The 12773-nt window shown below is 73.5% G+C and carries 11 protein-coding genes; 2 read left to right on the top strand and 9 right to left on the bottom strand.

All coding sequences use genetic code 11. The features are described 5' to 3' along the window. Positions 1–100: 100 nt before the first annotated feature. The 4 genes from ACZ7BZ_RS17375 to ACZ7BZ_RS17360 form a co-directional block, all read right to left on the bottom strand. Positions 101–1087, bottom strand: coding sequence for a trypsin-like serine peptidase (locus ACZ7BZ_RS17375; RefSeq protein ID WP_470359059.1), 987 nt, complete (start codon positions 1085–1087; stop codon positions 101–103). A 110-nt stretch (positions 1088–1197) separates the two neighbouring features. Next, on the bottom strand, positions 1198–2139 hold the full coding sequence (locus tag ACZ7BZ_RS17370; RefSeq protein ID WP_470359146.1) for a carbohydrate kinase family protein: 942 nt from the start codon (positions 2137–2139) through the stop codon (positions 1198–1200). A gap of 101 nt (positions 2140–2240) precedes the next feature. Further along, positions 2241–3896, bottom strand: a complete 1656-nt coding sequence (locus ACZ7BZ_RS17365; RefSeq protein WP_470359058.1) for an MFS transporter — start codon at positions 3894–3896, stop codon at positions 2241–2243. 185 nt (positions 3897–4081) lie between these two features. Beyond that, positions 4082–5788: a DUF885 domain-containing protein gene (locus ACZ7BZ_RS17360; protein WP_380452870.1), complete on the bottom strand. Its 1707-nt coding sequence runs from the start codon at positions 5786–5788 to the stop codon at positions 4082–4084. Positions 5789–5952: 164 nt separating this feature from the next. Here ACZ7BZ_RS17360 and ACZ7BZ_RS17355 point away from each other — a divergent pair, with 164 nt between their 5' ends. Beyond that, on the top strand, positions 5953–6723 hold the full coding sequence (locus ACZ7BZ_RS17355; protein ID WP_380452869.1) for a TetR/AcrR family transcriptional regulator: 771 nt from the start codon (positions 5953–5955) through the stop codon (positions 6721–6723). Between the two features lie 48 nt (positions 6724–6771). Here the strand turns inward: ACZ7BZ_RS17355 and ACZ7BZ_RS17350 are convergent, their stop codons facing one another. Then, positions 6772–7623 carry a fumarylacetoacetate hydrolase family protein gene (locus ACZ7BZ_RS17350; RefSeq protein WP_470359057.1) on the bottom strand — a complete coding sequence of 284 codons (852 nt, stop codon included), beginning with the start codon at positions 7621–7623 and terminating at the stop codon, positions 6772–6774. 282 nt (positions 7624–7905) lie between these two features. On the opposite strand from ACZ7BZ_RS17350, the gene ACZ7BZ_RS17345 reads away from it, so the two are divergent. Continuing rightward, the gene (locus tag ACZ7BZ_RS17345; protein WP_470359056.1) at positions 7906–8604 is read left to right on the top strand and encodes an MBL fold metallo-hydrolase; all 699 of its coding nucleotides are present in this window, start codon (positions 7906–7908) and stop codon (positions 8602–8604) included. Here ACZ7BZ_RS17345 and ACZ7BZ_RS17340 read toward each other — a convergent pair. The 4 genes from ACZ7BZ_RS17340 to ACZ7BZ_RS17325 all read right to left on the bottom strand — a co-directional run bounded on the left by ACZ7BZ_RS17340 (position 8560) and on the right by ACZ7BZ_RS17325 (position 12760). Next, the gene (locus ACZ7BZ_RS17340; protein ID WP_470359055.1) at positions 8560–9771 is read right to left on the bottom strand and encodes a serine/threonine-protein kinase; all 1212 of its coding nucleotides are present in this window, start codon (positions 9769–9771) and stop codon (positions 8560–8562) included. The genes ACZ7BZ_RS17345 and ACZ7BZ_RS17340 overlap by 45 nt on opposite strands. Before the next feature lie 100 nt (positions 9772–9871). After that, positions 9872–10861, bottom strand: coding sequence for an ABC transporter substrate-binding protein (locus ACZ7BZ_RS17335; protein WP_470359054.1), 990 nt, complete (start codon positions 10859–10861; stop codon positions 9872–9874). Positions 10862–10916: 55 nt separating this feature from the next. After that, entirely contained in the window at positions 10917–11669 is a 753-nt protein-coding gene (locus ACZ7BZ_RS17330; protein WP_470359145.1) for an amino acid ABC transporter ATP-binding protein, read from the bottom strand. Between the two features lie 68 nt (positions 11670–11737). Next, positions 11738–12760 carry an amino acid ABC transporter permease gene (locus ACZ7BZ_RS17325; protein WP_470359053.1) on the bottom strand — a complete coding sequence of 341 codons (1023 nt, stop codon included), beginning with the start codon at positions 12758–12760 and terminating at the stop codon, positions 11738–11740. Positions 12761–12773 lie beyond the last annotated feature (13 nt).

Genomic DNA, 12773 nt, shown 5'->3' with positions numbered 1-12773 from the left:
GTTGATCCACGGATCTGGGCCTTCGTCATGTCCGGGCACGGCCGCCCGGGGCCGGTGCCGGTGCCGGCGGGCCCGGCCCCGTGGGGGTGGGCCCGCCGGATCAGGGGGCGCTGCCCTCGACCTGGGTGTACAGGGTGGCGATGGTGTGGTCGAAGTAGGCGCTGTACGAGGTGTCGTCGGAGTCGCCGCCCTGCTGGTAGCCGCCGATGGCGCCGACCACGTCACCGGTGGCGGTGTCGATCCACGGGCCGCCGCTGGTGCCGGCCGGGTAGGACGGGCACTGGATGACGCGCTGGTAAGTGCTCTGCTGGCCGGTGGTGTTGGTGCACAGGTTGGGCTTCTCGGCGTCGGCCGGGTAGCCGTAGAGGCGGACGGTGGAGCCGAAGGGCTCGTCGGCACCCAGCTTGTTGCCGCCGACCACGTCCTCGACGTTGCGGCCGTTGTTGGGGGCGGTCTCCAGGATCGCGAAGTCCTCGTCCACGTCGCCGTTCTGGGACCAGCCGGAGGCGGTGTGCACCGCGGTCACCCGCCAGGTGCCGTACGGGGCGGAGCCGTCCCGGTAGCCGGGGGCGAAGGTCACCCCGCTCGCGCTGCTGAGGCAGTGCGCGGCGGTCAGCAGCAGGTTGCCGGTGGCGCTGTGCAGCACGCTGGCGGTGCAGAAGTGGTCGCCCGCCCCGACCGGGCCGCTGAAGAGGGCGCCGACGGTGGAGGTCTCCCGGTTGTCGGCGGGGGCGGGGGCGGTCGTGCCGAGCACGGCGTCGCGCACGTCGGGGGTGGCGGCGGCGGTGGGCGTCGGGGTGTCGGCGGGGGTCGGCGTGGCGGCCGGAGTGGGGGTCGGGCTGCCGCTCGGGGTGGTGTCCGCGACCGGGGCGGGCTCCGCCGTGGTGGTGGCGGTCGGGGACGGCGCCGGGGCGGAGACGACGGGCCGGGTGCTGCGGGCGACCTTCCCGGCGGCCGACGCGTCGGCCAGGCTGAACCCGTGCGTCCCGGCGACCACCCCGGCCACCACGACCGCGGACAGCGCGGTGAACAGCGAGGGGGCCAGCAGACGGTGACGGCGTGACCTCGCGCGGCTGTGCTGGCCCATTCCTGATTCCCCTGCCCTGCTCGGCGCCTCGTTCGGTCAATGACTATGACGCCTCAGCCTGGAAGGCTCGTTACCGCAGGCTTGGAGCTCGATGAGAATCCCTCAACGGCTCATTCCGACCGGCGATCGGGGGCCGGTCCGAGGAGGGTATCCAAGACGGACGCCTCGATGAAGCCGGTGTGCGTCCCGGCGGAGGTGCAGGCGAAGGCCCCCGCGGCCGAGCCGGCCCGGGCGCAGTCCAGCGGCGGGTGGCCGCGGAACCAGGCGTACAGGAAGCCGGCGGCGAAGGCGTCCCCGGCGCCGTTGGTGTCCACCACCGGGCGGCCCGGGTCGACCGCGGGCAGGTGGCGCAGCACGCCGTCCTCGCGGGTGAGCAGGTGGCAGCCCTCGGCGCCCGCGGTGGCGACCACCACGGCGGCCCGGCCCTCGGCGAGGATCGCCCGCATCACCCGCTCGTAGCGGTCGCGGCAGCCGGCCACCGAGAGGAACACCAGGTCGGAGCCCAGGGCGTAGTCGCGGTGGTGCGGGTTCTCGCCGTCCCAGTCGTGCAGGTCGGTGGAGGTGGTGCGGCCGAGCCGGTGGAGGTCGCCGTACATGTCCCGGTTGACGCCGGTGATCGAGAGGTGGACGTGCCGGCTGCGCTCGGCGTACGGGAGGTGGAAGGCGCGCGGCAGCCGCAGGCCGGCGGGGTGGCGGCTGTCGAAGAAGGAGAACCGGCGGCCGGCCCGGTCCACCAGGTTGACCCCGCGCGGGGTGCCGTGCGGGCTGACCAGGTGGGCGAAGTGCAGGCCGTGCCGGTCGAGGGCGGCGCGGACCAGCTCGCCCTGGGGATCGTCGCCGAGGAAGTCCAGCAGGGCGGTGCGCAGGCCGAGGCGGTGGGCGCCGAGGGCGACGCCGGTGCCGGTGTGGCCCAGGTGGTCGCGCACCGGCTCGACGTGGTGGGAGTCGCCGGGCGGCAGTTCCAGCCGGTCGACCCGGACGATGGTGTCGACACCGACCCCGCCGACCACCAGCAGGTCGAACTCGGGCTCCGGCACGACGGCTTGCGGCAGCACGACGGCGCCTCCTCGATCCCTGGACGGTGGCCAGGAGTCAAGCAGGCGCCGGAGGTTGACTGCAAGACCTTGCTGCAAAATTCAGTCGGCTGCTCCCGTCAGTCGGCCGGCGGCCGTTCCGCGCCCTTCTGCGTGCGGATCCCTGGCCGCACGTTGGCCCGCACATCGGCGATGGCCGCGGCCCTGGGGCTCGGCCGACCGTCCACGACGGCTCCGTCCACGCCCGTTCCGTCCACCGGGGACCCGTCCACGGCGGTCGGTACCGCGACGGGCACCTCCACCGCACCCGGGACGGCGGTCCCCTCGCCGGGCGCCGGACGGTGGTCGATCATCAGGAAGGCGACCAGCGCGGCCAGCAGCAGTACGCCCATCGCCACCCAGGTCGCGACCACGTAGCCGTGCACCGCACCCTGGGCCCGCACCAGTGGACCACTCCCGATCCGGGTGGACAGCCAGGTCGCCGTGGCGCTGGCGGCGATCGTGTTCAGCAGCGCCGTACCGAGCGAACCACCCACCTGCTGGGCCGAGTTGATGGTGGCCGAGGCCGCGCCGGCCTCGTTCGGGGCGACCCCGAGGGTGGCCAGGCTCATCGCCGGCATGAACACCAGGCCCATGCCGAAGCCGATCAGCAGCACCGAGGGCAGCACCATGGCGGCCCACGGGCTGTCCACCTTCATCTGGGTCAGCCAGGCCATGCCGCCCGCGGCCAGCAGCAGCCCGGGGGTGATCAGGGCCCGGGACGGCACCCTGGTCATCAGTCGCGCCGCGACACCGGTCGAACTCAGGATGATGGCGGCCGTCATGGGCAGGAAGGAGATGCCCGAGACCACCGGCGAGAAGTGCTTGATCGCCTGCAGGTAGTAGGTCAGGAACAGGAACAGGCCGAACATGCCGACCATGGCCAGGCCCACCGAGAGCGCGCCGCCGCCGCGGTTGCGCTCGGCCACGATGTGGATCGGCAGCAGCGGGTGCGCGGAGCGCTTCTCGACCAGGACGAACACCGCGAGCAGCGCCACGCCCAGCAGCAGCGAGCCGATCACCAGGGCGTCGCTCCAGCCCCGGGTGACGGCCTCGGAGGTGCCGAACACGATGGCCAGCAGGCCGCCGCAGCCGAGCAGCGCCCCGGGCAGGTCGAGCTTGATCCGGCGCCCCTTCGCGACGTGGTCGCGGTTGAGCACCCGGAACGCCGCGAAGGCGGTGACCACGGCGATCGGGGTGTTCACGAACAGGCACCAGCGCCAGTCCAGGTACTCGGTCAGCAGACCGCCGGCGATGAAGCCGATCGCGGCGCCGCCACCGGCGATCGCGCCGAAGATGCCGAAGGCCGTACTGCGTTCCTTCGGGTTCGAGAAGGTGGTGGAGAGCAGCCCCAGCGCGGACGGGGCGAGCAGGGCGCCGAACGCGCCCTGGAGGGCACGGGCGCCGAAGAGCATGGCGGGGCTGACCGACGCGCCGCCGAGGGCGGAGGCGAGGGCGAAGCCCAGCAGGCCGATGATGAAGACGCGCTTGCGGCCGAAGAGGTCGCCCAGCCGTCCGCCGAGCAGCAGCAGCCCGCCGAAGGCGAGGGTGTAGGCGGTGATGACCCACTGCCGGTCCGCGTCGGAGATGCCCAGGTCCCGCTGGGCCGACGGCAGGGCGATGTTCACGATGGTGATGTCCAGGACGATCATGAGCTGGGCGATGGCGATGATCGCCAGCGCCCACCAGCGGCGGCTGTCCGCTTCCTCATGACCGGTGACGGCTTGAGCAGACACTGGTCGAGCCTTCCGGAGGGGGTACGGAGAGGTCACGCAGTCGCCTTCCAGCCAAACCCCGGCTCCGGGGAAGCGCAAGGAAAAACCTGTACAAATCGACCTTTCTCCGACAAAAGGACCAGGGCCCCGGGACTCCTGACCGAGTCCCGGGGCCCTGATCCCCACCACGTCCGCCGGACGGGCTCCTAGAGCGCGGACAGCTCCGCGACCAGGTCGTCCAGCCCCAGCGAGCCCTGCGAGAGCGCCGCCATGTGCCAGGCCTTGAGGTCGAACTCCTCGCCGCGCGCCTCGTGCGCCGCCCGCGCCGCCGCCCGGCCGCGCAGCCAGGCCCGCTCGCCCAGCTTGTAGCCGATCGCCTGGCCGGGCATGCCCAGGTAGCGGACCAGCTCGCTGTCCAGGAAGTCGGCGGACAGCCCGCAGTAGCGGCCGAAGAACTCCCGCGCGTGCTCCGGGCTCACCGGCTCGCCCGGCCGGTACGGGGAGTCCGCCGGGAAGTCCAGGCCGACGTGCATGCCGATGTCGACGATGACCCGCAGCGCCCGCATCATCTGGGCGTTCAGGAAGCCCAGCCGGTGGCCCGGGTCGGTGAGGTAGCCGAGCTCGTCCATCAGACGCTCGGCGTACAGCGCCCAGCCCTCCATGTTGGCGCTCACCCCGCCGAGGCTCACCTGGTAGTTGGAGAGCCGGTCCGCGACGTACACCCACTGCGCGAGCTGCAGGTGGTGGCCGGGGACGCCCTCGTGGTACCAGGTCGACACCAGGTCCCAGACCGGGAAGCGCTCCTCGCCGAGCACCGGCAGCCAGGTCCGCCCCGGGCGGCTGAAGTCCAGCGCCGGCTGGGTGTAGTAAGGCGCGGCGGCGCTGCCGGGCGGGGCGATCCGCGACTCGACCCGGGTGACCGGCTCGGCCAGGTCGAAGTGGGTGCCCTGGAGGTCCCGGATGGCCTGGTCCATCAGGCCCTGGAGGTACTCCCGGGCCGCCTCGGCGCCCTCGATCGACGGGCCGTCCGTCTCCAGCCACTTCATCGCCGCCATCGGGCCGACGCCCGGGCGGACCTTCTCGGCCTCGGCCTCCATCTGCGCGAGCAGGTCGTGGAACTCGCTCCAGGCCCAGGCGTAGGCCTCGTCCAGGTCCAGGTCGGCACCCGTCCAGTAGCGCACCCAGCGGGCGTAGCGCTCCCGGCCCGTGGTGTCCGGGGTGTCCGCCGCGGCCGGGCCGTACACGTCGCGCAGCCAGTCGCGCAGTGCGGCCAGCGCGTCGGCGGCGGCGACCGCGTGGCCGGTCAGCTCGGCCCGCACGCTCTCCGGCGCGGCCTGGACGAACTCGCCGAACCAGCCGCCGGCCACCTCACCGGACAGCCACTCGCCGAACTGCCCGACCACCGTCTCCACCTGGCGCGGGCCGGACAGCAGCCCGCGCTCGACGCCCTCGGCCAGCGTCCGCCGGTACTGCTCCAGCGCCAGCGGGAAACGGGCCAGCCGGCGGCCGATCAGCTGCCAGTCGGCCTCGGTGTCGGTGGCCATCAGCGTGAAGGCCTCCCGCGTGTTGTGCACCGGGGAGCCCAGGTTGCGCACCGCGCGGTAGTCCTCCCCCGCGTCGTGCACGGCGAGTTCGGCGGTCAGCCGCTCGCGCAGCAGGCGGGCGCAGCGGCGCTCCGCCTCGTCGTCGGCGGCGCCGGACCGCTCGGCCTCGTCCAGCCGGGCCAGGGTGCGGCGGGCGAGGTCGGCGATGGCCTCGGCCCCGGCCGGGGACAGGTCGGGCAGCCGGTCGTCCTCCGGGTTGAGGCCGAGGTACACCGCGGTCAGCGGATCGAGGTCGGCCAGGGCCTGGACGTAACCGTCGGCGATGCGGCGGGGGGTGTCCCCGCCGGTGGTGATCAGTTCTTCAACCATTCGGACATCATCGCGGGGCCCGGGCCGATTGCAAGCCCCTTTGAGCGGTCCGTCGACCGGCCGCGGTCCGGTTCCGGCGCCCGACACAGGACCTGAACACCCGTTCGGAGAGATCCGGTGCGCGACAGGTCCCGATCCGTCCGACGCCCATTACGCTGACGACCATGGAAGCCCGCCCCACCACGGCAACCGGGCCGGTGCCCGCCCAGGCCGCCCCCGAACCGCGTCCGCGCCGCTCCGGCTACCGGCGGCTGCCGGTCGAACAGCGGCGCGAGCAGCTGATCGCGGTCGCCCTGGAGCTGTTCGCCTCCCGGCCGCCCGAGGAGGTCGGGCTGGACGACGTGGCCGAGGCCGCCGGCGCCTCCCGGCCGCTGGTCTACCGCTACTTCGCGGGCGGCAAGCAGCAGTTGTACGAGGCCGCGCTGCGCACCGCGGCGGACGAGCTGACCGCCCGCTTCGCCGTCCCGCCGACCGGGACGCCGTCCGAGCAGCTGGCCTCCGCGCTGGACGGCTACTTCGCCTTCGTGGCCGAGCACGACGCCGGCTACTCGGCGCTGCTGCGCGGCGGTTCGGTGGTGGAGACGGCCCGCACCTCGGCGATCGTGGACGACGTCCGGCGGGCGGCGCTCAAGCGGACCCTGCGGCACCTGGGCGTGCGGGAGGCCGGCCCGCGGTTGACCCTGCTGGTGCGCTCGTGGATCGCGGTGGTCGAGGGCGCCTCGCTGAGCTGGCTGGACGAGGGGCGCGCGCTGCCGGTGGACGGGCTGCGGGACTGGCTGGTGGACCAGTTCACGGCGATGGCGGCGGCCACGGCGCTGCACGATCCGCAGACGGCGGAGGTGCTGGCGGGGCTGCTCGCGCTGGAGGGGCCGCGGGCGGAGCGGGCCGAGCGGCTGCGGGCGGTGCTGGGGGGCGCTTCCCCGGACGGGGACTGACGGCCTCCCGACCCCCGTGCCAAGGGTCGGGGCGGCGCGGCGCGGCGGTCAGGCCTTGCCGAGCACCTGGCGCTGGCGGCCGAGGCCGTCGATCTCGATCTCGACAACGTCCCCCGGGGCGAGGAACGGCTTGCCAGGGTGGCCCAGGGTGACCCCGGCCGGAGTGCCGGTGACGATCACGTCGCCGGGCTCCAGCACCATGAACCGGCTTGCGTAGCGAACGAGTTCGAGCACCGGAAAGATCATCTCGGCGGTGTTGCCGTGCTGTCGCCGCTCGCCGTTGACCCACAGCCGCAGTGCCAGGGACTGCGGGTCGGCGACCTCGTCGGCGGTGACCAGCCAGGGCCCGAGCGGGGTGAAGGTCTCCGCCGACTTGCCCTTGTCCCACTGGCCGCCGCGCTCGAACTGGAAGGCCCGTTCGGTGACGTCGTTGGCGATCGTGTAGCCGGCGATCACCCCGGCCGCCTCGGCGTGCGAGTCCAGGTAGCGGGCGGTGCGGCCGATCACGATCGCCAGTTCGGCCTCGTAGTCGGTCTTCTCGCCGCCGCGCGGCACCAGGACCTCGTCGTACGGGCCGACCACGGTGGAGCTCGGCTTGAGGAAGATCACCGGCTCGTCCGGGATCGCGGCCCCGGCCTCGGCCGCGTGGTCGCGGTAGTTGAGCCCGATGCCGACCACCTTGCCCGGTCGGGCCACCGGTGCGCCCACCCGCAGGCCGTCCAGGTCCAGCACCGGCAGGACGCCGTCGGCCACCTCTCGGGCCAGCCCGGCGGTGTCCAGCCCGGACAGGAAGGCCCCGTCGAGGTCGCGGGCCCGCCCGGAGAGGTCGTACGCGGTGCCGTCCTCGCCCAGCACGACCGGGCGCTCGGCGCCCGGGGGTCCGACACGGAGGAGCTTCATCGATCCGTCACCAGCCTTTCGTCGCAGCTCACCGGGGGCGGCGCGGACACCGCTCCCGAGTCTGGCAACGAGGTATATCAACGGCCCGGGTCGGTGGACCAGACCGTTCCGATGGGCGGATTCCCATCAAATCGCACAGCGGCGCAGGGCCCCGAATCGGCGGCCCGTACGGTTGACAGCCGCCGGGCGCCCGACGTCACCCGGAGGATCCGCCGGCGAATCCTTGCACGCCCAGGGCGAACGTCCGTGTGCCGGACCGCCGCGGGGCGCAGGATCCGGGACATGGAGATCACCCGGGTACGCGACGAGTTGCACATGATCACCCTGGAGTTCGGCACCGCCTACCTCTGGCGGGACGACCACGGACTGACCCTGGTCGACACCGGCATCGCCGGATCGGCGGACGGGATCGAGAAGGGCATCCGCACCATCGGGCTGGAGCCGGCGGCCGTACGCCGGATCGTGCTCACCCACCACCACGAGGACCACACCGGCTCGGCCGCCGAGCTGGCCTGCCGCTGGAGCGCCGAGGTGGTGGCGCACCGGCTGGAGGCGCCGGTCGTCCGGCGCGAGCAGCCGGCGACGCCGCCCGTACTCAGCCCCTTCGAGCAGCAGCTGTGGGACGGGCTGCCGCCGATCCCGCCGGCCGAGCCCTGCCCGGTGCACCGCGAGGTCGAGGACGGGGACGTGCTGGACATCGGCGGCGGCGCGGTGGTGGTGCACGTGCCCGGCCACACCGACGGCAGCATCGCGCTGCACCTGCCCGGGCCCGGGGTGCTGTTCACCGGCGACGTGGCGTCCAACGTGCAGGGCCGGACCGGGCCCGGGGTGTTCCACACCGACCCGGCCCGCGCCCTCGCCTCCTTCCACCGGCTGGCCGCGCTGCCGGTGGAGACGGCAGTCTTCGGGCACGGCGACCCGATCGCCACGGGTGCCTCAGCCGCGCTGCGCGCCGCCGCCGAGCAACACCCGCAGGTCTAGCGCCCGCCCCGGACCCGGGCCGAGCCGGCCGGCCTCCCGCTGCCAGTGGGCGAGGTCGCGCCGCAGGTCGGCCCGGGCCTCCGGGGTGGCGCCGGGCTGCTCGGCAAGCGCCTCCAGCAGCGCGGCGCCGGCGCCCCGGAGGCCGTCCCGGGCCAGCCAGAGGGCCAGGTCGTGGCAGGTGCGCAGGGTGCGCGGGTCGGCCGGCCCGCAGATCCGGGCGAAGTCCGGGACGAGCTGCACCAGGATGTCCACCGCGTCCCCGGGCCGGCCCTCGGCGCCGTGCTGCCAGGCCAGGTCGGCCCGGCGGCGCAGCTGCTCCGGGCTGGGGTCGTCCGGACGCAGCATCCCGGGGCGGATCGCGCTCAGCCGCTCCAGCACCTCGGCGGCGGTGGCGGGCCGGTCGGCGGGCCGCTTGGCGAGCAGCTGGGCGACCAGCTCGGCCAGGGCCGGGTCCTTGCCGCGCACCCGGGGCGGGGTCTCGGACATGTGCTTGCGCATGTAGTCGTACGGCGAGTCGGCGCGGAACGGGCGCCGGCCGGTGCTGACCTCGTACAGCATCACGCCGAAGGCGTAGAGGTCGGCCCGGCCGTCCACGGTGCCGCCGGACCAGCACTCGGGCGCCAGGTAGGGGACGGTGCCGACCACGCTGCCGGTGGAGGTGAGGCCGGTGGACTGGGTGAGCAGCCGGGCGATGCCGAAGTCCAGCACCTTGGCGCGGTCCCCGCTGTCCGCGATCATCACGTTCTCCGGCTTGATGTCCCGGTGGATGACACCGCTGCGGTGCGCGGCGTCCAGCGCCTCGCAGATCTGCGCCATCCAGGCGAGCGCCCGCCCGTGGTCGGGCAGGCCGTCCTTGAGGACCGCGGACAGCGGACGGCCGCGGACCAGCTCCATCACCAGGTAGTGGAGATCCCCGGAGACATCGATGGCCCGGCCGTAGTCGTGCACCGTGACGATGTGCGGGTTGGACAGGTTGCCCGCCAGCTTGGCCTCCCGGACGAACCGGCCGACGGCCTCCCGGTCCGCGGCGTGCTCGGCCAGCAGCAGCTTGACCGCGACCGGCCGGTCCAGCACGGTGTCGGTCGCCCGCCAGACCACGCCGAAGCCGCCCTTGCCCAGCCACTCGTCCAGCCGGAAGCGTCCGCCGAGCACCTCTCCCTTGTGCATGCCCTCCCCCAACGTGCCCGCCCCCGAACGGCGTTCGCCGTCGGCGGGGTCACCATAGCGGCGGTCGGGGACGAACGGGTGAACGAAGCCGGCCCCGGTGTCAGGACTTGGGCTCGGGCAGGCCGACCGGGTTGATCTCGGAGGTCCGCACCGCCTCGTTCTCCAGGCCCCAGCGCTTGAGCACCTGCCCGTACGTGCCGTTCCTGATCGTCTCGTCGATCGCGCCGTTGAGCGCCTTGACCAGCCCGTTGTCCTTGCGGGTGGTCGCCGCGATCTTGCCGAGGACGTCGGCGCCGCCGCCCGAGTAGGTGCCGACCACCTCGGTCCGGCCGGTCTGCACGGCGTGGAAGGCCAGGCTGGGGTTGGGGCCGGTGTAGACGTCGATCCGGCCGGAGGAGAGCGCCAGGTAGTACTCGGTGCCGGAGAAGTACTTGATGTCGATCGGCTTGAGGCCGTTGCGGACGTTCTCCTCGCTCCAGGAGATCAGCAGCTTCTCCTGGTTGGTGCCGGTGGCGACGCCGACGGACCGGCCGGCCAGGTCCTCGGCACCGCCGACCTTGATCCCGCTGCCCTTCCTGGTCTCGAAGCCGAGGACGTCCAGCCGGTAGGTGGCGAAGTCGTACTTCTCCTTGCGCTCCTCGGTGACGGTGATGTTGGACAGGCCCGCGTCGTACTTGCCGCTGTCCAGGCCGACGAAGATGTTCTCCCAGGAGACCGGGTTGAACTCGACCTTGAGGCCGAGCACGTCGCCGATCAGCGAGGCGATGTCCGGCTCGACGCCGATGACGGTCTTGTCGTCGTCGGCGTAGAAGTCCAGCGGCGGGATGGTGCCGATGGAGTCGACGACCTTCAGGGTGCCCCTCTTCCGCATCTCCTCCGGCACCAGCGCCGCGATCGCGTCGACCTTGGGCGTGCCGACCCGGTTCTGCCGGGGCGAGAGGTTCACCACCGTGCCGTCGGGCGCGGTGCCGCCCTCGGCTCCGGCGAGGTCCGCCGAGGCGCCGGTCGCGCCGCTGCCGCAGCCGGCCAGCAGGAGGGCGGCGGCGAGCGGGCCGGCGGCGGCCACGAGGGCGCGACGGGGTAGGGACATGGCGGAACTCCTGCTCGGTGAAGGCGGGTTGGGGGGCTTGCCGAGGGAAGGGCGACTACAGGACCTTGGCCAGGAAGGCCCGGGTGCGCTCGTGCCGCGGGCGGTCCAGGACCTCGGCGGGCGGGCCCTGCTCGACCACCACGCCGCCGTCCATGAAGACCACGGTGTCGGCGACCTCGCGGGCGAAGCCGATCTCGTGGGTGACCACGATCATCGTGGTGCCGCTGCGGGCGAGGTCCTTGATGACGTCCAGCACCTCGCCGACCAGCTCGGGGTCGAGCGCCGAGGTGGGCTCGTCGAACAGCAGCACCTTGGGCTCCAGCGCCAGCGCCCGGGCGATCGCCACCCGCTGCTGCTGGCCGCCGGACAGCTGCCGGGGGTACGTGGCGGCCTTGTCGGCGAGCCCGACCCGCTCCAGCAGGGCCAGCGCCGCCGCCCTGGCCCCGGCCCGGGACCGGCCCAGCGCGGCGACCGGCGCCTCGACCAGGTTCTCCAGCACGGTCAGGTGCGGGAAGAGGTTGAAGTTCTGGAACACGAAGCCGATGCCGGTGCGCTGGCGCAGCACCTCGCGCTCCTTGAGCTCGTACAGCCGGTCGCCGGAGCGCCGGTAGCCGATCAGCTCGCCGTCGATGGCGACGTGGCCGCGGTCGAGCTTCTCCAGGTGGTTGATCGCCCGCAACAGGGTGGACTTGCCGGAGCCGGACGGGCCGAGCACCACGGTGACCGAGCCGGCCGGGACGTCCAGGTCGACCCCGCGCAGCACCTCCAGCCGGCCGAAGCTCTTGTGCAGGCCGCGGACCTGCACCATAGGCGCGGCCTCGGTCGGCGCGGTCGTGGTCGGCGCCGCCTCGGTCGGCGCGGTCGTGGTCGGCGCGGTCACGGGGTTCCTCCGGGGGTTCGGACGGCGGTACGGACGGCGGCACGGGCACTGGTACGGGCGGGCAGGCTCCGCAGGAAGGTCCGCAGTCGCTGCGGCGGGGTGGGCGGCGGGGTGCGCCGGGTTCCGCGGGAGAAGTAGCGCTCGACGTAGTACTGGCCGATCGACAGCACCGTGGTCAGCACCACGTACCAGACGGTGGCGACCATCAGCAGCGGCACCACCCGGCCGGTCCGGCCGTAGATCACCTGGGCCTGGTAGAACAGCTCGCCGATGGCCATCACATAGACCACCGAGGTGCCCTTGAGCAGCGAGATCACCTCGTTGGCGGCGGCCGGCAGGATGCCCCGCATGGCCTGCGGCAGCACGATCCGCCAGGCCTGCCGCCGGCGCGGGATGCCGAGCGCGGCGGCGGCCTCGCGCTGGCCGGCGTCCACCGCGATGATGCCGCCGCGGATGATCTCGGCGGCGAACGCGGCCTGGTGCAGCCCGAGGCCGAGCACGGCGGCGCCGAGCGCGCCGAGCACGCCGACCGTCTCGAACTCGCCGAAGGTCGGGCCGAACGGGATGCCGAAGCCGAACCGCTTGTAGAGGTAGGAGAGGTTGAACCAGAACACCAGCTGGACGATCAGCGGGATCGAGCGGAACACCCAGACGTACGCCCAGGCGATGGTCCGCAGCACCGCACTGCGGGACAGCCGCATCCCCGCCACCACGGCGCCGAGCAGGAAGCCCAGCGCCGTCCCGTAGGCGGTGAGTTCGAGGGTGCGGCCGATCGCCTGGAGGATGGTGTCGGCGGTGAAGTACCGCCGGAAGGTGGCCCAGTCCCAGCCGGGGTTGGTGGCCAGGCCGTGCAGGAACTGGGCCAGCACGACGAGGGCGGCGATCCCGGCCGCCCAGCGCCACGGGTGCCGGGCGGGGACGGTCCGCAGGCCGTCCAGTCCGGCGGCGTCCAGGCCGGGGCCGGTCGCGGGTCTGGGTGGGGACGGCGGTGCTGGGGTGTCGACGGTCACGGGGGTCATCGGGCGACTCCTT

It is taken from the genome of Kitasatospora sp. NPDC036934 (assembly GCF_055608425.1).
Note: the sequence above shows the minus strand (reverse complement) of the source record. Positions and strands in the feature narration are given on the sequence as shown.